General features: G+C 65.2%; 21 protein-coding genes and 1 pseudogene. 10 read left to right on the forward strand and 12 right to left on the reverse strand.

Annotation, left to right across the window (positions count from 1 at the left end; genetic code table 11):
• The 8 genes and pseudogenes from IB243_RS26630 to IB243_RS26665 form a co-directional block, all read right to left on the reverse strand.
• Positions 1-154: pseudogene (locus tag IB243_RS26630) on the reverse strand (tartrate dehydrogenase); the annotation flags it as partial.
• Positions 155-186: 32 nt separating this feature from the next.
• Complete coding sequence (locus tag IB243_RS26635; protein ID WP_192430076.1) at positions 187-1,833, reverse strand: ABC transporter ATP-binding protein; 1,647 nt, start codon at positions 1,831-1,833, stop codon at positions 187-189.
• Positions 1,834-1,843: 10 nt separating this feature from the next.
• Positions 1,844-2,725, reverse strand: coding sequence for an ABC transporter permease (locus IB243_RS26640; RefSeq protein ID WP_192430077.1), 882 nt, complete (start codon positions 2,723-2,725; stop codon positions 1,844-1,846).
• A gap of 25 nt (positions 2,726-2,750) precedes the next feature.
• Positions 2,751-3,707: an ABC transporter permease gene (locus tag IB243_RS26645; RefSeq protein ID WP_010460169.1), complete on the reverse strand. Its 957-nt coding sequence runs from the start codon at positions 3,705-3,707 to the stop codon at positions 2,751-2,753.
• A 36-nt stretch (positions 3,708-3,743) separates the two neighbouring features.
• Positions 3,744-5,363: an ABC transporter substrate-binding protein gene (locus tag IB243_RS26650; protein WP_010460167.1), complete on the reverse strand. Its 1,620-nt coding sequence runs from the start codon at positions 5,361-5,363 to the stop codon at positions 3,744-3,746.
• Positions 5,364-5,456: 93 nt separating this feature from the next.
• Positions 5,457-6,749, reverse strand: a complete 1,293-nt coding sequence (locus tag IB243_RS26655; protein ID WP_192430078.1) for an FAD-binding oxidoreductase — start codon at positions 6,747-6,749, stop codon at positions 5,457-5,459.
• Between the two features lie 34 nt (positions 6,750-6,783).
• Complete coding sequence (locus tag IB243_RS26660) at positions 6,784-7,449, reverse strand: haloacid dehalogenase type II (protein WP_192430079.1); 666 nt, start codon at positions 7,447-7,449, stop codon at positions 6,784-6,786.
• Between the two features lie 211 nt (positions 7,450-7,660).
• Complete coding sequence (locus tag IB243_RS26665; protein WP_192430080.1) at positions 7,661-9,142, reverse strand: aldehyde dehydrogenase; 1,482 nt, start codon at positions 9,140-9,142, stop codon at positions 7,661-7,663.
• Positions 9,143-9,411: 269 nt separating this feature from the next.
• On the opposite strand from IB243_RS26665, the gene IB243_RS26670 reads away from it, so the two are divergent.
• The 7 genes from IB243_RS26670 to IB243_RS26700 all read left to right on the forward strand — a co-directional run bounded on the left by IB243_RS26670 (position 9,412) and on the right by IB243_RS26700 (position 16,583).
• Positions 9,412-10,308 carry a GNAT family N-acetyltransferase gene (locus IB243_RS26670; protein ID WP_035197303.1) on the forward strand — a complete coding sequence of 299 codons (897 nt, stop codon included), beginning with the start codon at positions 9,412-9,414 and terminating at the stop codon, positions 10,306-10,308.
• A 66-nt stretch (positions 10,309-10,374) separates the two neighbouring features.
• Positions 10,375-11,328: a glyoxylate/hydroxypyruvate reductase A gene (locus IB243_RS26675; protein ID WP_192430081.1), complete on the forward strand. Its 954-nt coding sequence runs from the start codon at positions 10,375-10,377 to the stop codon at positions 11,326-11,328.
• 230 nt (positions 11,329-11,558) lie between these two features.
• The gene (locus IB243_RS26680; RefSeq protein ID WP_010460155.1) at positions 11,559-12,962 is read left to right on the forward strand and encodes an aspartate aminotransferase family protein; all 1,404 of its coding nucleotides are present in this window, start codon (positions 11,559-11,561) and stop codon (positions 12,960-12,962) included.
• A gap of 96 nt (positions 12,963-13,058) precedes the next feature.
• Entirely contained in the window at positions 13,059-13,553 is a 495-nt protein-coding gene (locus IB243_RS26685) for an Lrp/AsnC family transcriptional regulator (protein ID WP_010460153.1), read from the forward strand.
• An 86-nt stretch (positions 13,554-13,639) separates the two neighbouring features.
• Positions 13,640-14,026 (forward strand): (2Fe-2S)-binding protein, encoded by a 387-nt coding sequence (locus IB243_RS26690; protein ID WP_192430082.1) that lies wholly within the window; start codon positions 13,640-13,642, stop codon positions 14,024-14,026.
• Complete coding sequence (locus IB243_RS26695; RefSeq protein WP_192430083.1) at positions 14,023-15,411, forward strand: NAD(P)/FAD-dependent oxidoreductase; 1,389 nt, start codon at positions 14,023-14,025, stop codon at positions 15,409-15,411. The genes IB243_RS26690 and IB243_RS26695 overlap by 4 nt, the downstream gene beginning before the upstream one ends.
• A complete protein-coding gene (locus IB243_RS26700; RefSeq protein ID WP_192430084.1) occupies positions 15,408-16,583 on the forward strand; it encodes an FAD-binding oxidoreductase in 1,176 nt (391 codons plus the stop codon). The genes IB243_RS26695 and IB243_RS26700 overlap by 4 nt, the downstream gene beginning before the upstream one ends.
• Before the next feature lie 58 nt (positions 16,584-16,641).
• Here IB243_RS26700 and IB243_RS26705 read toward each other — a convergent pair whose 3' ends face one another.
• Together IB243_RS26705 and IB243_RS26710 are read right to left on the reverse strand one after the other, a co-directional pair.
• Complete coding sequence (locus IB243_RS26705) at positions 16,642-16,812, reverse strand: hypothetical protein (protein ID WP_192430085.1); 171 nt, start codon at positions 16,810-16,812, stop codon at positions 16,642-16,644.
• A 7-nt stretch (positions 16,813-16,819) separates the two neighbouring features.
• The gene (locus tag IB243_RS26710; protein WP_192430086.1) at positions 16,820-17,563 is read right to left on the reverse strand and encodes a sulfite exporter TauE/SafE family protein; all 744 of its coding nucleotides are present in this window, start codon (positions 17,561-17,563) and stop codon (positions 16,820-16,822) included.
• A gap of 86 nt (positions 17,564-17,649) precedes the next feature.
• On the opposite strand from IB243_RS26710, the gene IB243_RS26715 reads away from it, so the two are divergent.
• Together IB243_RS26715 and IB243_RS26720 are read left to right on the forward strand one after the other, a co-directional pair.
• A complete protein-coding gene (locus tag IB243_RS26715) occupies positions 17,650-18,564 on the forward strand; it encodes a LysR family transcriptional regulator (protein ID WP_192430087.1) in 915 nt (304 codons plus the stop codon).
• Positions 18,565-18,835: 271 nt separating this feature from the next.
• Entirely contained in the window at positions 18,836-19,132 is a 297-nt protein-coding gene (locus IB243_RS26720) for a GNAT family N-acetyltransferase (protein WP_348981573.1), read from the forward strand.
• A gap of 827 nt (positions 19,133-19,959) precedes the next feature.
• Here IB243_RS26720 and IB243_RS26730 read toward each other — a convergent pair.
• On the reverse strand, positions 19,960-20,856 hold the full coding sequence (locus IB243_RS26730) for a LysR family transcriptional regulator (RefSeq protein WP_192430089.1): 897 nt from the start codon (positions 20,854-20,856) through the stop codon (positions 19,960-19,962).
• A gap of 86 nt (positions 20,857-20,942) precedes the next feature.
• Here IB243_RS26730 and IB243_RS26735 point away from each other — a divergent pair, with 86 nt between their 5' ends.
• Positions 20,943-21,980, forward strand: coding sequence for a sodium-dependent bicarbonate transport family permease (locus tag IB243_RS26735; protein ID WP_192430090.1), 1,038 nt, complete (start codon positions 20,943-20,945; stop codon positions 21,978-21,980).
• Positions 21,981-22,091: 111 nt separating this feature from the next.
• On the opposite strand, the gene IB243_RS26740 is transcribed toward IB243_RS26735, so the two are convergent.
• Positions 22,092-22,445 (reverse strand): cupin domain-containing protein, encoded by a 354-nt coding sequence (locus tag IB243_RS26740; protein ID WP_192430091.1) that lies wholly within the window; start codon positions 22,443-22,445, stop codon positions 22,092-22,094.
• Between the last annotated feature and the right edge of the window lie 29 nt (positions 22,446-22,474).

Raw genomic sequence — 22,474 nt, forward strand, 5'->3', positions numbered from 1 at the left:
CGTAGTAGTCGCAGCTGGCCCATTCGAAGGTGTGGCATTCGAGTTCGAAGCCAAAGCGTGCTGCGGCGGCCTGTACCGCGCGCAGGCCTTCGGGCATCACTTCCTTGCCTATGCCGTCTCCGGCGATGACTGCAATGCGGAACGCGGGGATCATGGATTTTTCCTTCTTCGTTCTCAATGGAGCATTCAGGCGGCCACCGCCAGGGTGGGTGCGACCACAGGGCGCGGCACGTCGCGCTCTTCCAGCCAGCCCTGGCGCAGCTCAGGCACCGAGGCGGCCAGCAGCTCGTAATACGGATGGTGGGGGCCCCGGTCAAAGTCGGCACGCGCCACCTGGTCCAGCTTGCGGCCGTGCTGCATGACGATGATCTCGTCGCACACCGACCGCACGGTGTGCAGATCGTGGCTGATGAAGAGGTACGACACGCCCAGTTCGCGCCGCAGGTCGGCCATCAGGTCGAGCACGGCCGCGCCCACCACGGTGTCCAGCGCCGACGTCACCTCGTCGCACAGGATCAGGTCGGGCTCGGCCGCCAGGGCACGCGCCAGGTTCACCCGCTGCTTTTGCCCACCCGACAAGCCGCCAGGCAGGCGTTGTGCCACCGAGTGCGGCAGGCGCACCAGGTCCAGCAGCTCGTGGATGCGGCGCTGCAGCGCAGGCCCTTTCAGCCCCTTGTAGAACTGCAACGGGCGCGCCAGGATGCGTTCAATGGTCTGCGACGGGTTCAGCGCCGTGTCCGCCATCTGGAAGACGATCTGGACCTGCCTCAGCTCTTCCTTGCTGCGCTGGCGCAGGTCGGGCAGCAGCTCACGCCCGTTGAACAGCATGCTGCCCTTGCACGGAGCAATCAGCCCGGCGATGGCACGGGCCAGCGTGGTCTTGCCCGAGCCGGATTCGCCAATCACGCCAACGGCCTGGCCCCGGTAGAGCTTGAAGTTGATGTCCTCCAGGATCAGCGTGGCGGGCTGTCCCTTGGAGTCCACCGTGCCGTAACCGGCGGAGAGCTCGCGCACCTCCAGCAGCAGCTCGCCCTCGCCCTTGCAGTGCTCGGCGGCACGGGGTGCCGGACGGGCGGCCGCCAGCAGGCTCTGGGTGTATTCGTGCGCGGGTTCGGACAGGATGCGCGCCGTGGTGTTGACCTCTTGCGCCTTGCCGCCGCGCAGCACCAGGATGTGGTCGGCCATCTGCGCCACCACGGCCAGGTCATGGCTCACGTACACCGCCGTGGCGCGGCGCTCGCGCACCACGCGGCGAAAGGCGCGCAGCACTTCGATCTGCGTGGTCACGTCGAGCGCCGTGGTGGGCTCGTCCAGAACCACCACCTCGGGGTCGGTGATGAGCGCCATGGCCGCCATGAGCCGCTGCAACTGCCCGCCCGAGACCTGGTGCGGGTAGCGCTGGCCAATGGTGTCGGGGTCGGGCAGCGCCAGTTCACGAAACAGTTGCACCGCCTTGGCCTCAGCCTCGGCGCGGGACAGGGTGGCATGGATGCGCGCAGGCTCCACCACCTGGTCCATGATGGTGCGCGAGGGGTTGAACGAGGCCGCCGCGCTTTGCGCGATGTACGACACGGTGCGGCCGCGCAAGGCCCGTTGCCCTGCGGCCGAAAGCTTCAGCACATCGGTGTCACCAATGCGCACGCTGCCGCCCGAAATGGCACAGCCGCGCCGGGCATAGCCCATCAAGGCCAGGGCCGTGGTGGTCTTGCCCGAGCCCGACTCGCCAATCAGCGCCAGCACCTCGCCGGGTTGAATGACAAAGCTCAAGTGATCGACCAGAGTCTGATCCCCCGCCGTGATGTGCAGACCTTCTACGATGACCGAAGCACCCATCTATAGCTCCTTAGCGTTCACGGGCGGCACGGCCCGGCAGGTTGTCGATCACCAGATTGACCGCAATCGTGAGGCTGGCAATGGCCATGGCCGGTGCGATCACCGACGCACTGCCCTCGGGCAAGGCCCCGATGTTTTCACGCACCAGTGAGCCCCAGTCGGCCTCGGGGGGCTGGATGCCCAGGCCCAGAAAACTCAGGCTGGCCAGCAGCAGCACAACGTACACAAAGCGCAGGCCCAGGTCGGCCAGCATGGGCCCCAGGATGTTGGGCAGGATCTCGCGCAGCATGATGTAGAGCGTGCCCTCACCCCGCGTGCGGGCCACGGTCACATAGTCCAGGGCATTGATGTTCACGGCCAGCGAACGGGCAATGCGAAAGGCGCCTGGCACGTAGATGAGCGCAGCGGTGAACACCAGCATGCCAATCGATGACCCAAACCCTGCCACCAGCACCAGCGCAAACATCTTGCTCGGGATGGAGGTCAGGGTATCGAGCAATCGGCTCAGGACAGCATCAAGCACCGTGCCGCTGGCCGCCGCCAGCAGTGCCAGCACCGTGCCCGTGCCGCTGGCGATGAGGGTTGCCACCAAGGCCACGCCCACCGTGTAGCGGGCCCCCTGCACCACGCGCACGAGCATGTCGCGCCCCAGATAGTCGGTGCCCAGCCAGTGCATGCCATCCATGGGCGCATAGACGACCGAGGCCTGCAGGTTGACCAGGTGAGCGGGCAGCAGCGCAGGGCCCGCCAGCGCTGCGAACAGCCAGAACACCAGAATGGCCAGCCCCACCAGGCCGGAGAAACCAAAACCGGCCAACCAGTGCAGCACCCCGCCTCGCAGCGGCGCATGCACCAGCGCGGAGGCGCCAGAAGAAGGAGGAAGCGTATCCATCAGAAAAGTCCCCAGTCGTTGAGCATCAGCGGTGGCGCAGACGCGGGTTGGCCACAATGCCGCACACATCGGCCAGCGTGACCAGCAGCAGGTAGCCGGTGCAGAAAATCATGGCGCAGGTCTGCACCAGCGGCATGTCGCGCTGGGTGACACCATCCACCATCAGCTTGGCGATGCCGGGGTAGTTGAAGATGGTCTCGATCACGATCACACCACCCAGCAGGTACGACAGCGACAGCGCCACCGCATTCGCAATGGGGCCCACCGCGTTGGGGAGCGCGTGCGCCAGCACCATGCGCAGGGGCGAAGCACCCTTGAGGCGCACCATCTCGATATAGGGGGCTTCGAGCTGGTCGATAACCGCCGCACGCGTCATGCGCATCATCTGCGCCACGATCACGCAGCACAGGCTGAGCACTGGCATGGCAAAGGCGCGCAGCATCTGCCCCACCGATTCGATGTCGCTCACATACGAAAGCGCCGGCAGCCAGCGCAGCTGAACCGCAAACACCAGCACCGCCAGCGTGGCCACCAGAAACTCGGGCACCGACACCACCGCCACCGACAGGCTCGACGCTATGCGGTCCAACCACGAACCCCGCCAGACTGCGGACGAGATACCGAACAACAAGGCGATGGGCACGGAAAACAGCGCGGTCACCGCAGCCAGCAGCAGCGAATTGGGCAACCGGCTGCCCACCAGGTCGGCCACGGGCATCTGCGTGGTCACGGACTGCCCCAGGTCGCCGCGCACCGCACCCCAGAGCCACTTGAGGTAGCGCTCGGGGGCGGGCACATCGAGCCCCATCTGCGCACGCAATGCAGCCAGGGCCTCTGGGGTCGCTTCCTGGCCAAGCTGCTCTTGCGCGGCGTCGCCAGGCAGTACGGCAGTGATCGAGAACACGATCACCGACACCGCCAGCAGCGACAACAGCGCAATGAGCAGGCGCTTGGCCAGCAGCGAGAAAATCACGCGGTTCATGCAAAGCCTTCCGTTGCAGATTGCCAGCCCCGCGCGTCAAGCATCAAGCCAGACGTGCTCAGCGAAAGCGTAGCCCATCAGGCCGCCCAGCGGAATGGGTGCGAGCCCCTTGAGCTTGGAGCTGTGCCCGTCAATGCTGGCCAGGAACAGCGGGATTCCGATACCGGCTTCGGTGTGGATCATGGTCTGCATGTCGGCATACATCTGCTTGCGTTTGGTCAGGTCCGTTTCGGCGCGGGAAGCGAGCAGCAACTGGTCGAACTGAGCGCTCTTCCAGCGCGACTCGTTCCAGGCGGCGTCCGACTTGAAGAACTGCGTGAGGATGGTGTCGGCACTGGGGCGGGGGTTGACGTTGCCAAAGCCGACGGGGCTGTTCAGCCAATGGTTGGACCAGTAGCCATCGGCGGGCATGCGCTTGACATCGATGTCGAGCCCGATTCGCTGCCCGGCTTGTTGCAGCAGCAGCGCAATCTCCACCGAGTACATCGCGGCGGGCGAAGTCACCATGGGCACCTTGCCCGTCACGCCAGACTTTTGCAGATGGAACTTCGCCTTGTCCAGGTCGAAGGGGCGCTGCGGCAGGTCCTTGAAGTAGAAACGGTTGGTGGGGTCGATGGGCTGGTCGTTGCCCAGCACTGCGTAGTCGAGCGCAATGGTCTTCTTCATCTGCTCGCGGTCGAACAGGAACTTCATGGCCTGCGCAAAATCAGGGTTCATGCCGGGGCCCATATCCTTGCGCATGATGAGGTCGGAATACTGGCCCGACTGCGTCGTGAAGATGCCAAAACCGGGTGTGCCCTTGACACGCGCCACCGAGCGCGGATTGACCGATGCCACGAGGTCCATGCCCCCAGAAAGCAACGCATTCACGCGGGCCGTTTCGTCGCCAATGCCCACGAACTCGATTTCATCCAGGTACGGTTTGCCAGGCTTCCAGTAGGCATCGTTGCGCACCACCAGCGAGCGCACGCCCGGTTTGAACTCCTTGAGCTTGTAGGGCCCCGTGCCAATGCCAGCATTGAAGTCGGTGGTGCCCTCCTTGACGATGTGGAAGTGGAAAGTACCCAGGATCACCGGCAGGTCGGAGTTGGGGGCCGACAGCACGACAGTCACTTCGTTGGGGCCGCTGGCGCGCACGGCCTCGATCTGGTCGGCCAGCACCTTGGCCTTGGACGCGGTGGCCGGGTCCTTGTGGCGCAGGATGGAGAACACCACGTCGGCGGGCGACAAGGCCTTGCCATCATGGAACACCACGCCCTTGCGCAGGGTGAACACCCAGGTCTTGGCATCCTGCGTGTTGAAAGATTCGGCCAGCGCGGGCTGGGGCGTGAGCGAACCATCCAGCGCGGTCAGGCCGTTGTAGAGCATGTTGCCGCGCGAGTAGTCGGTCTGGTTGGACTGCTTGGCCGGGTCCAGCGTGTCGGTGGCAGCGGCCGTGGCGCCCGCCACGCGAATGCGTCCACCGCGCCGGGGCGTCTGGGCATGGGCCGATGTGGCCAACCCGGCCATGCTGCCAGCCACCGTGGCCTGCATGCCACAAGCGGTCAACATGGCCAGCACGTCACGCCGGGTAGCCCCCCGCTTGAGCGAGTCCATCACGCGAAGGCTCTCGCTGGGACCGACAAGTTTCTGGAACTGTTTGTGGCTATCGCTCATGGTCATGCTCCTGGTTGAAAAAAAGGGAGGGGGTCGTGGGATCGTTGTCGTCAAAAAATCAAACGGATGTGGGCTCTTTCGGTCGTCTCGCCGTCAAGCCAACCGGTCTTTGAGCCGGAAATACAGGCCCACCGCGGGCAGGAACCAGGGGGGCCCGAAGTGACCGGGAATGGCAGGCCAGTCGCGGCCCTTCCAGGGGTTGGCACTGGCATCACCCGCCATCACGTCGGCCATGCACTGACCCATGTGGACGGACATCTGCGTTCCATGGCCGCTGTAGCCCATGGAATAAAACAGGCCATCGCGTTCACCCGCATGTGGCAGGCGGTCCTGGGTCATGTCCACCAGGCCACCCCAGCAGTAGTCCAGCCGCACCTTGCCCAACTGAGGGAACGTGGCGGCCAGGCCTGCACGCAGGACCTCGCCACTGGCGGCATCGGACTGCGGGCTGGAGATGGCAAACCGTGCACGACCGCCAAATACCAGGCGGTGGTCGGCCGTGAGGCGAAAGTAATGGTGGATGTTCGCAATGGTGGTGTAGGTGCGGCGCTCTGCCAACAAGGCGCTGGCACGGTCGGCACCCAGAGGCTCGGTCACCACGATGAAGCTGCCAATCGGCACGATGCGCCGCCGCAGCCAGCCAAAGCTGCCGTAACCGCCATGGCGGGATGCACCTGTGGCCAACAGCACCTGGTTGGCCCGCACCACCCCACGGTCGGTGTGCAGGCGGTGCACCTGCCCCTGCACACGTTCCACGCGGTTCACCCGCGTACCGGTGTGGACCTGCGCCCCATGGCGCTGTGCGGCCTGGGCCAGGCCCTGGGCAAAGCGCCCCATGTGCATCTGCGCGCTGCGCTTGTACAGCAGCCCGCCCATGAAACGCTCGCTCTGCACTTCGGCCTGCACGTGTGCGGCATCGAGCACCTGCACGTCGGTGTCCACACCGTCGGCCACCAGGCGCTCGGCGCTGCGGTGCAGTGCGTCCATCTGGTAGGCCTTGGTGGCCAGCTTGAGCTTGCCGTGGCGCAGAAAGTCGCAGTCAATGCCTTCCTTGCGCACCAGGCGGGCCACGGTATCCACCGCGTCGTCGTAAGCGTGGTACCAGGCGCGGGCCTGGTCGACACCCACCCTGGCGGCCACATCGGCGTAGTCCACCGCCAGGCCATTGTTCACATGGCCGCCATTGCGGCCTGAGGCCTCGGGGGCGACCGTGGCGCCGGCTTCCAGCACCACCACACGGGCACCCCGCCGGGCCAGCGCCAGGGCCGCAGACAGCCCCGTGAAGCCGCCACCCACAATGGCCACATCGACCTGCGCAGGCAGCGCCGGGGCCGCCGCGCCAGGCAATGCGGGCAGCGAGTCGTTCCAGTAGGAGTCGAGCTTCATGGTGTGCCGTGGGTTCGTGGTTTCGCGCCAGGGATCAAAGGCCCACAACACCGGGCAGGCCGCCGATGTCTCGGATCTCGGTGTAGCCGTAGGCCGGGTTGCCGGGGCCGTGGCCACGGTTCACAAACACCTTGTTCTTGATGCCGATGTCGTCGGCCGACATGAGGTCGTAGCGCAGGCTGGAGGACACATGCAGCACGTCCTCGGGGTTGCATCCGAGCGAATCGAGCATGTATTCAAAAGCCTTGAGGCGGGGCTTGTAGGCCTGGGCCTGCTGCGCGGTGTACACGCGGTGAAACGGTGCACCCAGCATGGCCACGTTCTTCTGGATCTGTGCGTCCGCTGCGTTGGAGAGGATGACCAGCGGGATCTCCTTGGCCACCTTGGCCAAACCGGCGGGCACATCGGCATGCGGGTCCCAGGTGGGCACGGCGTCGTAGTATTTTTGGCCGTCGGCGTCGAAGTATTGAATCTTCCATTTCTTGCAGAGGCGGCGCACGGCGTTCTTCAGCACCACCTCGTAGGGCTGCCAGTCGCCCAGCACTTCATCAAACCGGTAGGCCGTGAAGTCGGCAATGAACTGCTCCATGCGCTCGGCCGGGATGCGGTCGGCAAACAGCTCGCGCGTCATCTCGCCCATGCGAAAGCGGGTGAGCGTGCCGTAGCAGTCAAAGGTCACGTACTTGGGGCGGAAAGTCATGGTCTCGAATCCTTGTTGGAACGGTCACCGACCGTGGCGGGTCGCATCGTTTAATCACCGTTTGCGACAGAGTTATTACAAATTCATTGGAGCACGCAAGCGCGCAGAACATGTTGGGAAATGGGGGGCATCCACGCGAGAAAGTTGCGCATTGCGTGGGGGCCTGCGGCATCCCGTGCGGTGTGCACTGCATGCGTGCACCTCCGCACCATTAGTGCGCCGCAGCAAAGTCGATCAGCACACTTTTGAAGCGCAGATTGGCTTCCACCGCTTGGCGCCCCAGGTCCTTGCCAATGCCCGACTGGTGGTACCCGCCCGTCGGAATCACAAAATCCGCGCTGCGGCCATAGCGGTTGATCCACACCGTGCCTGTCGAGAGGCTGCGCATGCCACGCAGGGCACGACTGAGGTCTGCGGTGTGTACACCCGCTGCCAGGCCATAGTGCTCGTGCGCGGCCAGCGACAGTCCCTCATCTTCGGTGTCAAAGGTCTGCACGGTCAGCACGGGGCCGAAGATTTCCTCCTGCACTGCGGGGTTGGTGGCCGTCACGCCTTCCACCAAGGTGGGCTGAAAATACGCTCCACCGGGACCGCCGTCAAACAGCCCCCCGCCGCAGCGCAGTTGTGCACCCGCATCCCGCGCGCGCTCCACGATGTCCAGAATCCGTGCGGCCTGCGGCGCGGAGATGATGGGCGGCAAGGTGGCCTGCGCATCCCAGGTCGCGCCGGGCCGCAGCGCCGAAAAGCGCTGCGCAATGCGATCAACCAGCGCCTCTGCGATGCCACGCTGCACGATCAGGCGCGAGCCAGCCACACATACCTGACCCGCATTTCCCGTGATAGCCCCCGCCACCATGCCCGCCAGGCGGTCTACATCGGGCGCATCGTCAAACACCAGCTGCGGGCTTTTGCCACCCAGCTCCAAGGTCACAGGCTTGGGGCCCTGCAAGGCGCAGCTGGCCATGATGGCGGCCCCCGTGCGGGTGGAGCCTGTGAACGTCATCTTGGCGATCAGCGGGTGGCGCGTGAGGGCGTCACCAGTGGTGCGGCCATCGCCCTGCACGATGTTGAAGATGCCTGCGGGCACCCCGGCCTCGATGGCCAGCTCCGCCAGGCGGATGACGGAATACGGCGTCATTTCCGAGGGCTTGAGCACCACGGCGTTGCCTGCTGCCAGGGCGGCGCCCACCTTCCACGACACCATGACCAGGGGGAAATTCCACGGGGTAATGGCACCCACCACGCCATAGGGCTCGGCCACCACCATGCCCAAGTGGTCATGGCGCGTGGCTGCCACTTCGCCCCCCAGCTTATCGGCGTATTCTGAAAAGAACCGCAGCCCCTCGGCCGTGAACGGCACATCCCACGCCATGGCATCGCGCACAGGACGGGTGGAGCACACGGCCTCCAGCGCGGCCAGATGCTCCCCGTCGGCCTCGATCAGATCGGCCCAGCGCCGCATCACCCGGGCCCGCTCGCGCGGGGCACGCCGCGCCCAGTCACTGCTGCGCCAAGCCTGCCAGGCGTTCTGCACAGCGGCATCCACGGTGCTGGCGTCGGCCAGTGGCAGGCCGGCGTGCTCTTGCCCGTCCGAAGGGCGCAGCACGCTCAGGCGCGCGGTGTCGGGCACCACACGGCCACCGATGAAGTGGCCGCTGGTGACGGCAATGGAGCGGGGATCAAATAACTGCATACAGGCACCGAAGAGGAAGATGAGCAAACTTGGAGGCAAAAAACCCGTCGCCAGGCGCGTGAACGCACTGGCGAAAACTGTCATTGATGCTAGGCAGTAAGCCCCAGCATTTGTGGCCGTAAGAGCCTCTTGCGCCGCAGCGAATTGCAAAAGCCACGGGCCACACAGGCAAAGCTTGCAAGTTGCTGGCAAACCCTTATTCGCGCTGGTGTGCAGGCGCGTTGTCGTCCAAGATAGACAGCAATTTCAATGACACAAGGTTGCTGTTCATGCGCTTGAAGTCCCCTTTCCCGGCCCTCGAAAACGCCACGGCGACCGACGACGGCGTGCTGCTGCGCCCCATGACCGAAGCCGATCTCCCCCACACCCAGGCACTGTCGGCAGAATTGCGCTGGCCCCATCGCCCGATCGACTGGGAGCAGGTGTTTGCGCACGCCGAAGGCCTGGTGGCCGAGCGCGACGGGCAGATCATCGCCACAGCCCAGCGCTGGCGCTGGGGCGAGCGGCACGCCACGATGGGCCTGGTCATCGTGACGCCCGCGTGCCAGGGGCGCCGCATCGGCCACCGGCTGATGACGGCCCTGCTCGATGGCCTGGACGATTGCACGGTGCTGCTGCACGCCACAGCCGAGGGCCGGGGCCTGTATGAGCGGCTGGGCTTTGTGCGCATTGGGGAAGTCCGCCAGCACCAGGGCGTGGCGCAACCCACGCCGCTGATCGGGCTGCCTGCCGGTTGGCGCCTGCGCCCAGCAGGCCTGAACGAGGCGCATGCCCTGCACCAGCTGGACGCCGAGGCCCGTGGCATGCCGCGTCCCGCCCTCATCGACGACCTGCTGGCGCAGGCAGACGCCTGCGTGGTGCTGGACCACGATGGCACCCAGAAAGGTTTTGCGATGCTGCGCCGCTTTGGTCGCGGGCACGCGATCGGCCCCGTGGTGGCCCCCGATGCCGACAGCGCCAAAGCCCTCATCGCCCACCTGGCGGGCATGAACGCCGGGCACTTCACCCGCATCGACATTGACTTTGACTCCGGCCTGGCCGAATGGCTGGAGAGTATTGGACTGCTGCGTGTAGACGCGCCCACCACCATGGTGCGTGGCACGCCCCTGCAGCACCCGGAAGGTGCCTCCCGGCTCTTTGCCATCGTGACCCAGGCCGTGGGCTGACCGCTCCCGGGCCACATTCCGCCCGCCACACGGCCAGGCCACCTACGCTCCACTCCTTTTTCGCGCATGAGCTCCACAGCCCCCCTCCCTCCGGCCACCTTTCTCTACAAGTCTGACCCGGTGCGTGGCCATCAGTGGGCGGATGTCTTTCGCGAACGCGCCCCAGAGATCGACTTTCGCATCTGGCCCGACATTGGCGACCCGGCCAAGGTCCGGTTTCTGGCGGCTTGGGAACCGCCTGAGCAACTGGCAGAACGCTTCCCCCACCTGGAGGTGCTGTTCTCTTCAGGCGCAGGAGTGGACCAGTTCAATTTCAATGCACTGCCCACCCACTTGCCCGTTGTGCGCATGGTGGAGCCGGGCATCGTCCAGGGCATGGTCGAGTACGTGACCCGTGCGGTGCTGGACCTGCACCGCGACATGCCCCAGTACCGCCGCCAGCAGCAGCGCGGCGAATGGTGCCCGCTGCCCGTGCGCCCCGCCAGCCAGCGCCGCGTGGGCGTGCTGGGCCTGGGCTCGCTGGGCCAGGCGGTGCTGCAGCAACTCCAGGGCATGGGCTTTGCCTGCGCGGGTTGGAGCCGCTCGCGCCACCACCTCGAGGGCATTGGCTGCTATACAGGCAATGACGAGCTGCCCGCATTTCTGGAAAAGCTCGACATCCTGGTGTGCCTGCTGCCGCTGACCGATTCGACCCGGGGATTCCTGAACGCCGACCTGTTCAGCCGCCTGCCTCCAGGCACATCGCTCGTGCATGTGGGGCGCGGCCCGCAGCTTGTCACCTCCGACCTGCTGGCCGCCCTGGCCACGGGCCAACTGGCCGAGGCAGTGCTTGACGTGACCGACCCGGAACCCTTGCCCGCGTCGCACCCGATGTGGCTCCACCCCCGCGTGCAGATCACCCCACACATCGCCAGCATGACGCAACCGCTGAGTGCAGCCGCCGTGGTCATCGACAACCTGCACCGCTTTCACGCAGGCACGCCCATGACAGGGCTGGTGGACCGCACGCGGGGCTACTGAAAAGGGGGTCACCAGACTGCGCATGCAGCAGCTCCGTGCACCACGGCGGTAACCACCAAACGATGTGCTGTACAGCCCCCAACAACCGCAGCGTGCTGTGCGCAAGGCCCCCAAAGCAGCACCACGTTGCCCGGCAATCCCCCTAACCTTGGTCCCATGAACAGGTGCAGCGGCACCTGTGGCCTCCGCCCTTTTTTGTCCCTTGCACTTTGCCACCAACGGATACCGCCATGACCCACTCCGAAGCCCTTCCCCAGATTGCCGCGCTGGACGCGCTGGACCGTGCCCACCTCATCCACCCCGTGGCCCCCTGGCGCACGCATGAAGAACGCGGCCCCAACATCCTCACCGCCGCGCAGGGTATCTGGCTGACCGACGGCAAGGGCCACCAGCTGCTCGATGCCTTCGCGGGCCTGTGGTGCGTGAACGTGGGCTATGGACAAGAGAGTGTGGTGCAGGCCGCAGCCGAGCAAATGCGCAAGCTGCCTTACGCCACCGGCTACTTCCACTTCAGCAGCGAACCCGCCATTCGCCTGGCCGACAAGCTGGTGCAGATTTCTCCCGCATCGCTGCAGCACGTGTACCTCACGCTGGGAGGCTCGGAAGCGGTGGACGCTGCGGTGCGCTTCATCGTGCAGTACTACAACGCCATTGGCAAACCCGCCAAGAAGCACTTCATCGCGCTGGAGCGCGGCTACCACGGCTCGTCGTCCACCGGCGCAGGCCTCACGGCACTGCCCGTGTTCCATCGCGGGTTTGACCTTCCGCTGCCCACGCAGCACTACATTCCCTCGCCCAACCCCTACCGCGCCGCCAACCCGGCCGATGGCCAGGCCATCATCGATGCGTCGGTCGCGGCCCTGAAGGCCAAGGTGGCCGAGCTGGGCGCCGAGAACGTGGCGGCCTTCTTCTGCGAGCCCATCCAGGGCTCGGGCGGCGTCATCGTGCCGCCCAAGGGCTGGCTCAAGGCCATGCGTGATGCCACCCGCGCGCTCGACATCCTGTTCGTGGTGGACGAGGTCATCACCGGCTTTGGCCGCACCGGCCCCATGTTTGCGTGCGACGCCGAAGGTGTGGACCCCGACCTGATGACCGTGGCCAAGGGCCTGACCTCCGGCTACGTTCCCATGGGCGCGACGCTGATGAGCGACAAGGTCTATGCCGCCATTGCCGATGGTGCCCCCAAGGGCGCGCCCATCGGCCACGGCGCCACCTACTCGGCGCACCCCGTGAGCGCGGCGGTGGCGCTGGAGGTGCTGCGCCTGTATGAAGAAGGGGGCGTGCTGGCCAACGGACAGCGCGTGGCCCGCGCCTTTGGCCAGGGTCTCGACGACCTGCTGGCCCATCCGCTGGTGGGCGACTCGCGCCACCGGGGCCTCCTGGGTGCGCTGGAGCTGGTCAGCAACAAAACCACCAAGGCTGGTTTTGACCCCGCACTGGACCTGCCCGGCCGCATGGCGGCCACCAGCTATCGCAACGGTATCGTGTTCCGCGCGTTTGGCGACAACATCCTGGGCTTTGCCCCGGCCCTGACGTTCACCGAAGCGGACTTTGGCCTGATGTTCGAGCGCCTCAAGAAGACGCTGGACGACGTGCTGGCCGCACCCGACGTGCGTGCCGCATTGAAGGACTGACCCCGCGCCCATTGGCAGGTGTAAACCACATCGCAACAGCCCCCTGCGCAGCCGCAGAATGGAAGCATTTTCTTCTTCACGCCCCCGCACACCATGATGAACGAAGCCTTCAAGATCGACCGCCTGGATTTGCGCATCCTGGCGCAGCTGCAAAAGAACGGGCGAATGACCAATGTGGACCTGGCCGACGCAGTCGGCCTGTCGCCCAGCCCCTGCCTCATTCGCGTCAAGCGGCTGGAGCAAGCGGGCTACATCGCAGGCTACGGCGCGCACCTGCGGCTGGAAAAACTGGGCGACACGCTCACCGTGTTCACCGAGGTGACTCTGTCCGACCACCGCCGCGAGGACTTTGCCCGCTTCGAAGCCGCGCTGCGCGAGGTGGACGAGGTGCTCGAATGCCATCTGGTGAGCGGCGGCTACGACTACCTGCTGCGTTTTCTGACCCGTGGCGTGAACCACTACCAGGAAGTGATCGAAGACCTGCTGGAGCGCAACCTGGGCATCTCCAAGTACTTCAGCTACATCGTCATCAAGTCGCCCTTCATCAAAACGCACTGCCCCATCGAACGCCTGTTTCCGCACCAGCGCTGATGCACTGATGCGCCGATGCACTGATTCGTGAATGCACGGATGACCTGAAGCCCTGATCCAGCGCTGCCCCACTGGCACACCTACCCATGTCTGCACCCGCCCACACCCCACCACCGCGCTTTGTGCGGCTGGCCGAGGCCGACCGGCCCGCCATCCCCCTCGCCATTGACGGCCAGCCCTGCACCGCCCTCGAGGGCGACACCCTGCTGGTCGCCCTGATGTGCAATGGCCGCCGTGCCCGCGACAGCGAGTTTGGCGACGGCCCGCGCGCAGGCTTTTGCCTGATGGGCGCTTGCCAGGACTGCTGGGTGTGGACCCCGGGCGGCGAGCGACTGCGCGCCTGCTCCACGCCCGCCACGGCAGGCATGGCCGTGCTGACGCGCCCCCCGGCGCTGCACTGGCCCATGACCCAGGACTTGCGGGAATCCCTGGCCCGCCACGGCCAGCCTGTGTCCACCGAGAACACCCCATGACAGACCCCCGCATCGTCATCGTAGGCACCGGCCCCGCCGGCGTGCGCGCCGCCCAGGCCGTGGTCGAAGCCGGCCTGCGCCCCACCGTGGTGGACGAAGGCCGCCGCGACGGCGGCCAGATCTACCGCCGCCAGCCCGATGGCTTCAAGCGCCCGTACAGCAAACTCTATGGCACCGAGGCCGACAAGGCCCAGGCCCTGCACAGCAGCTTTGATGCCCTGCGCCCCCATATCGACTACCGGCCCGACACCCTGGCCTGGAACCACACGGCAGGCGAGCTGCATGTGGTGAGCAACGGCGAGCCCGCCACGCTGGCGTATGACGCGCTGCTCATCTGCTCCGGCGCCACCGACCGGCTCATGCCCGTGCCCGGCTGGCACCGCGCGGGCTGCTACAGCCTGGGCGCATCGCAAATTGCGCTCAAGGCACAGGCCTGCGCCATTGGCTCACAGGTCGTCTTCATGGGCAGCGGGCCGCTGCTGTATCTGGTGGCCTCGCAGTACGTGCAGGCTGGCGCCAAAGTGGCCGCCGTGCTCGACACCGCACCAGCACGCAAGCCCTGGAAAGCCCTCATCGGCCTGCTGGCCCGGCCCACTCTGGCGCTGCGCGGGCTGGGTTTGATCCGCAGCCTGCGCGCTGCAGGTGTGCCCGTGCTGCAAGGAGCAACCCCCGTGCAGATCGACGGCGACGACGCCCTGGGCGTGCAGGCCGTGACGGTGCGCACCGCCCAGGGCCAGCCACGGCGCTTTGAATGCGATGCCGTGGGCCTGGGCTGGCACCTGCGGCCCGAGACCCAACTGGCCGATCTGGCCCAGTGCGAATTCGCGTTTGAACCCCTCAGCCGCCAGTGGCTGCCCCGCATTGACGAAGATGGCCGCAGCACCACCAAGGGCGTGTACCTGGCGGGAGACGGCACGCGCATCCTGGGCGCCGATGGGGCCGAGGCTGCTGGCCGCCTGGCGGCGCTGGCCGCATTGAGCGACGTAGGCCATGCTGCAGGCCAGGCCGCCTTCCGCGCTCAGGCCCCCCACCTGCGTGGCACCCTGGCCCAGATGGACCGCTTTCGCCAGGGGCTGGTGCACGCCTTTCCCTGGCCACACCAACAAGCCGCCACCCTGCCCGACGACGCGATGGTGTGCCGCTGCGAATCGGTGACGGCGGGAGAGCTGCGCCGTTGCGTGACCGAACTGGACAGCCAGGAAGTCAACCGCGCCAAGGCCTTCAGCCGCGTGGGCATGGGCCGCTGCCAGGGGCGCTTTTGTGGTCACGCGGCAGCCGAGGTCATCGCTCACACCTGCCGCATTCCCATTGAACAGGTGGGCCGCCTGCGCTCGCAAGCGCCCGTCAAACCCCTGATGATGAACACCCGCGAGGTGCAGCCATGAACAGCGCGTACACCCCTCAGAACACTCAGGAGAGCGACGTGCTGGTGCTGGGCGGCGGCCTCATGGGCACCACCACCGCCTTCTTCCTTCGCCAGCATGGCAAGTCCGTCACGCTGCTGGAGCGCGAGCTGGTGGGCCGGCAGGCCAGCGGCACCAACTTTGGCAACGTGCGCCGCCAGGGCCGCGAGTTGCACCAGCTGCCCCTGGCCAACCGCGCCCGCGCCGTGTGGGGCCGCATCCGCGAGCTGCTGGGAGAAGACGCCGAGTTTGTGCCCTATGGCCACCTGCGCGTGTGCTACACCGAAAAGCAGGCCGCCATCATCGAAAAGCACACGCACGACGTAAGGCCCTACGGCCTGCACCTGGAGATGGTCACCGCCGAGCAACTGCGCACGCGCTGGGGCATCTTTGCGCCGGGCGTGGTGGCGGGCTCTTACTCGCCCGAGGACGGCCACGCCAACCCGCGCCTGGCGGGCCCCGCTTTTGCCCGCGCCGCCCGCCGCGCCGGGGCGAACATCGTGGAGCATGCCGAGGTACTGAAGGTGGAACACGATGGCCACGGCTTTACCGCCCACACCGCCGACGGCCGCCGCTACCGCGCAGCGCAAATGCTGGTGGCCTGTGGCGCCTGGTCCAACCGCATGGCCGAGCAGTTTGGCGAAAGCGTCTACCTGGAACCACGCGGCCCCCAGATGGGCGTGACCGAACCTCTGCCCTACGCCATCGGCCCGTCCATCGGCCTGTCGTCACCCATCGAGCACGAAGGCCTGTACTTCCGCCAGATTTCGCGCGGCAACATCGTGTTTGGCGGCGGCCTCAAAGGCCCGGCCTATGCCGACCGCATCCGCGCCTACGCCAGGCCGGACAACATCCTGCGCCAGCTGCGCGAACTGCGCCGCTTTGTGCCGGCTTTCGAGCAGGTGCAACTCATCCGCGTGTGGAGCGGCATCGAGGGTTACACCCCCGACTGGCAACCCATCATGGGCCCTAGCGCCAAGGTGCCCGGGCTGCACTACGCGTTCGGCTTCAATGGCGAAGGCTTTGCCATCAGCCCCGGCGTGGGCGAGACCATGGCGGAGTTGATGGCGACGGGGTACACGGAGATTCCGCTCTCGCCGTATTCGATTGGCCGCGCCGGGGCGCAGAGGACAGAGGCCGTGAAAGCAGCTTGAAATTGACGTGGGGCAGCTCAGCCCCAGCCGTTGCTTCACACCCCGTCCCGCCCATCACTCAGGCCTTGAGCAGCGCAACGCGTGCCTCGTCCAGCACCTCGACAAGTTCTGCAGCAACGAACCCTGCATTTTCACCATCGCACGGTTGGACGTTCTGAAGCACCAGCGCCAACCGATACGCCCGCTCTAGCAGGGCGGCAGCCGCCTGCAAATTCGCAACGGGGCTCATGCCCGTCTCATCCGGCCTGCACGAGGTTGGAAACCCCGAGTGCAGTAAAGACCAGGAACAGCGTTTTCTGGAAAGCCGGCCCCGCGAGCCGGCCGCGCAACACCTCGCCGAATGTCAAACCAACAAACGCCCCCATGAATGCGCCGCACAGTGCGCCCCCCATCGACACCGACCACCATTCGGCCTGCGTTGACGCATGCAACCTCGCCCCCAACGCCAAGGTCGCCACGGTGAATGAAAGACCCAGGGCCTGCACCATTTCGTCCTTCTGCAGACGCAGAGATTGCAGGTAGGGAACCCAGGGCACCACGAAGACGGAGGTTTGCGAAGTGACGAACCCCGTTGCAGCCCCCACCACTGCGCCGGCCCAGCGCCCCCACCCCGAAAGGTCCGGCAAGGTGGGCCGCCACAGGCCCCACAACCCATAACAGACCAGCACGGCGCCCAGCCAACGGCCGGCAGAGCCACCGCCCCCTACCGCGCCGAGGCCAGGCGTGAAAGCCGTGACCGCCACGATCGCGGCCCATCCCGGCCACAGGCGCCGGGCAAGTGGCCACAGGTGCGGCCCCCGACACTGCGCGATGTTGGTCGCCAGTGATGGAAGCACCAGTAGTGCCGTCGCCTGCGCTGGCGCCATCCACAGCCCCAGCAGACTCACGGCCACCGTCGGCAGTCCCATGCCGGTAATGCCTTTCACACCGCCCGCCAGGGCGAACACCAAGACCACGAGCAGCACCTGATTGGTTTCCATGGCGGCATGGTGTCGGTCGCACGGTGCCTTGTCCATTCAGTAGATCACCGCCTATCCTTCGGCTTTTCAAGAGGAAGACGACGACCATGGTTATCGCCACCCGCCGCACCACAGACTACCGCGTGAATCCTTTCGACCTGCACCTCTTCTCGGCGGTGGTGGCGCACGGCACCATCACCTCGGCCGCCGAAGCGGTGAATTTGTCGCTCGCAGCGGCCAGTGCACGCCTCAAGGCACTGGAGGCGGCCACTGGAGCCCGTCTGCTGGACCGTTCGAAAGCCGGTGCGGTGCCCACCGACGCAGGCCGGGCCTTTGCACGCCACGCCAGCCGGGTGCTGGCGGAGCTGGAGTCCCTGCACGTCGAGATGGCGAGCTTTGGCAACGGCTTGCGCGGCACCGTGCGCCTGCTTTGCAATACAGCAGCGATGTCGGAGGCCCTGCCACGCGTACTCGGGCATTTCCTGGTCAGCAACCCCGAGCTGGATGTCGATGTGCAAGAGCTTTCCAGCGATGCCGCGCTGGATGCGCTGCGCCGTGGAACGGCAGACCTCGGCATCCTGGCGGACTATGTAGACACATCGGGGCTTGTTGTGCAGCCCTGGAAGGACGACCGCCTTGTGGCACTCCTGCCCCGGCGCGGGCCCTGGGGCTCGCAGCGTTCCCTAGCTTTTGGCGAGCTGCTGCAGCATCCGCTGGTGGGCCTGTCCCGCGACAGCGGGCTCAGCCGCTTCCTCGCATCCCAGGCAAGCCGCAGTGGCCGTGTCCCGCGCCACCGCGTAAGGCTTGGCGGCTTTGATGCCATTGCACACATGGTGGCAGCCGGTGTGGGTGCAGCGGTTGTTCCGGAGAGCGCAGCGTCGCGCTTCAGCGATCCAAAGAAAACCCGAATTGTTGCGCTGTCTGACACGTGGGCCCGAAGGAAACTGCTCATCTGCATGACACCGCAGGGCGCCGAGCTCACAGGTGTCAGTGCGCTCGCCGAAGCACTTGCGAGTTCTTGACCCGGATCTCTGCGAGCCAGAAGACGATGTGCATGACGAAAGAAAAACAAGGTTCCAGTGGTGACCAAAAATGCATTTCAAGTGCTCTGCAATATCCAATCGCCGCGGTCATTTGCGCCATACTCGAATCCGCTGAGCGAAAGCTCGTACGGATACTGCGGCAATCATTTCGGGTTCATGGACCGGGCCGATTTGATCGAACGGCGCAGGGGACCATAGAGCTTGCTTTTTTCGTCCCTCCGCCAGGCCACACAACACCCACCCTGTCCACATGAAAGCCATGGAACACACCATCAAACACCAGGAGCACGACGCCAAAGGAGCCTTCTATCTGGAGAAGGACAGTCAGCGCCTTGCCGAGATGACTTATAGCCGCACCAACGCAACGATGGTCATCGTGGACCACACCGAGGTGGACCCTTCGCTCAGCGGACAGGGCGTGGGGCGCGCGTTGCTGGGCGCACTGGTCCAGTGGGCCCGGACGACGGGCACGAAGGTGGTTCCGCTGTGCCCGTTTGCCAAAGCACAGTTTGATAAGGACGGGTCTATTCGGGACGTACTGGTCTGAGACGGCAGATGCTATTGAATGAATAGCTTTTGACGCTTTACAGATAAGCGCTGGAGGCCAATTTCGTCATATTTTTGAGTGCTGCTTGCTACCTGAAAAACAGGGCTCGATTACGCAGTTTGTGGAAAGGATCTGCTCAGGGCCCTGAGCCAGCAGTGGGCGCCCTTTCCTAAAGCGGTCATTGTTTCAAAATGGATTGGTATCTCGCAGCCTCCAGTTCATGTCACAGGATTAAGTAAAGCATCATCACCATGCCAAGTACTCTGCGTCTGTGGTTCGAGTCTGACTCCGATGGAACGGGTGAGCTGTTCGCCGAGGTCGCATCAGGGAAATTCTCAGGCATTGGCTCCGCATGGTTCGATGCTCAAAGACTCTTTGAATTTGCGGAGACTCTTGTCTCTGCGTATCCCTTGCCGTCTGACGCGCCACTTTCGCTGGAGGGAGGCTACTGGGCGAAGTCAGGGTCAGTCCTCGAGCAGCTTCATCTCGGCCTCAGGTTTTATCCCATCGGATCGATAGGGCAGATTGGCTGTCGAGTCACCCTGGCGACCCCAGTCGACGAGGGTCAAGATCGGCCCGAAGCACAGTCTATGGTCGCAGTAGAGCTCAATACCAACTACGAGCAGCTACGCACCTTTGCCCACTCAGTTGAGGCACTTGCGAAGGGAAAGATTGTTGAGACTGTTCTACAGACTGAGGGCTAGCCCCTCCGCCTAGGGGGCCTACCTGCGGCAGGCACCTGACATCGAGCGTTGAGCGCCCGCTTCCATACGTACCAACGGCTGCTTCTGGCCAGGTACAGCCGTTCGATCGAAAAAACGGCACTCTCACCTGCCCATCCACCCCTCGACCTCTCCCATCAAATGCCCCCGAAACACCTCCGCAATCGGTGACAGCTGTTTGCCCTTGGGCCAAACCAGGTGCCATTGCGACTGAATGGGGAAACCCGACACGTTGAGCACGGCCAGCCCTTCATGGTGGGGGCCAAGGCTGTGGCAGGAGACGATGGAGACGCCCAGCTGGCCTTCCACCGATTCCTTGATGGCCTCGTTGCTGCCCAGCTCCAGCACGGCGTTGGGGGTAAAGCGAAGCTGGCGCAGGTGCGCGTCCGTGGCCATGCGGGTGCCGGAGCCTTTTTCGCGCAGGATGAAGCGCTCTTCCTGCAATTGCTCCAGCCGGATGCGTTTTTTGGCGGCCAGCTTGTGGCCTGCAGGGGCAATGACGACCAGGGGGTTGGGCATGAGGATCTGGTCCTCCAATGGCAAGTCAGCGGGGGGCATGGACATGACGTAGAGGTCGTCCTGGTTGGCGCGCAGGCGCGTGATGACGTGGTCGCGGTTGAGCACTTCGAGCGAGATGTCGATCTGCGGATGCAGCTTGCAGAAGCTGCCCAGCAGGCGGGGCACAAAGTACTTGGCGGTGCTGACCACGGCGACCTTGAGGCGCCCGCTGGTGAGGCCCTTGGCGCCTGACACCCGTTGCTCAAATGCATCCCACTCGCCCGCAATAGCGCGCGCGGTGCGGGCCAGGGCGTGGCCCGCCTCGGTGAGGTGCACGCGGCGCGAGATGACTTCGTACAGCGGCAGGCCCACGGCCTGGGTCACTTCGCGCAGCTGCATGGAGGCGGTGGGCTGGGTGACATGCATGACCCGGGCGGCGGCGCTGACGCTGCCGGTTTCGGCCAGTGCCAGAAAAAGGCGAAGCTGGCGAAAGGTGATGTTCATAGATTTTTATCTATAGATAAGCACAATCAAATCGATTTTACTTTGCACCCAGCCCTGCATAGCATTGCCGCCCAAGGAGTTGAATGATGCAAAGCTTGCTGGACCCGGCGATCCTGTTTTTTGCCCTGGGCGTATTTGCGGGCCTGGTGCGGTCGAACCTGGAGATGCCCGCAGCCATCTCGAAGTTCTTGTCCATCTACCTGCTGATGGCGCTAGGTCTCAAGGGCGGGTTTGCGCTGGCAGCGTCTGGATTTACGCCCAGCGTGGCCAGCAGCCTGGGGCTGGCGGTGCTGCTGGCCGTGGTCGTGCCGCTGATGGGCTTTGTGTTGTTGCGGCGGGTGCTGTCGGGTTTCAACGCGGCGGCGGTGGCGGCCACGTATGGGTCAGTCAGCGCGGTGACGTTTGTGACGGCCACGCAGTACCTGGAGTCGCAACACATTGCCTACGGTGGCTACATGGCGGCGGCGATGGCGCTGATGGAGTCGCCCGCCATCATCCTGGCGGTGCTGCTGGCCAATGCCATGCGGCAAAAGCAGACGGTAGCCGCTAGCGCTCCGCAGGTGGTAGCAATGGCGGCTGCGGGTGCAGCCGCGTTGGGCTGCCACAGCCCTGCCAAGGTGGGCCCCAGCCTGTCGGTGGGCAAGATCCTGCACGAGTCGTTTACCGATGGCACGCAGTTGTTGCTGCTGGGCGCGATGGTGATCGGCCTGCTGACGGGCGACGCGGGCAAGGTGGCCATGCAGCCGTTTTCGGGCGACCTGTTCAAGGGCATGCTGTGCCTGTTCTTGCTGGACATGGGTCTGTCGACCGCGCGGAACCTGCCTTCGGTGCGGCAACAGTCGCCTTGGCTGCTGGCGTATGCGGTGCTGGCCCCCATCACGCATGCGGCGCTGGCCCTGGGGCTGGCGTGGCTGGCAAATGTGCCCGCAGGTGACGCAGTGCTGCTGATGGTGCTGGCGGCCAGCGCGTCGTACATCGCCGTGCCTGCGGTGGTGCGCTATGCCATCCCGGAGGCGGACCCGTCGCTGTATGTGAGCCTGTCGCTGGGGGTGACGTTTCCGCTCAACATCGTGCTGGGCATTCCGCTGTACACGCAGATGGTGCAGCGGCTGTGGGTGGGGTAGCGCAGGCTTTGTGGTGCCACGCTCATTTAATATTATTTTTATAGCAATTAACGCTTTACCAATAAGCGCTGAAAGCCAATTTTCCTTGAATTTTAATACCCCGTAGGTAGCCTACTGCGCCACGATGAAGAACACCTTGCGCAGGGTTTGGGTGATGTGCCATTCGCCCGTGGTGTGGGCGGGGAAGAACAGCGTGTCGCCCGCCTGGATGTGCTGCGGCTCGCCGCCGGTGGGGGTGAAGGTGCAGGCACCGCTGACGATGTGCATGACTTCGGCGTTGGGCAACTGGCGTTCGAACCGGCCAGGGGTGCATTCCCAGATGCCGGTTTGGTGGGAGCCCACACCGGGCAGGTCGATGTCGAGGCCGCTGAAGGCGCACGGTGGCTGGGTGATGGGGCGTGCAGGGCCACCCTGCGTTTGCAGGCCGTTGACGGTGGCGGTGTTTTGAAGAATGGTGATGCTCATGGCGGGTGTCTGAAAAAACTGAGGCTGGC

Source organism: Acidovorax sp. ACV01, assembly GCF_014851495.1.
Classification (GTDB): domain Bacteria; phylum Pseudomonadota; class Gammaproteobacteria; order Burkholderiales; family Burkholderiaceae_C; genus Acidovorax; species Acidovorax radicis.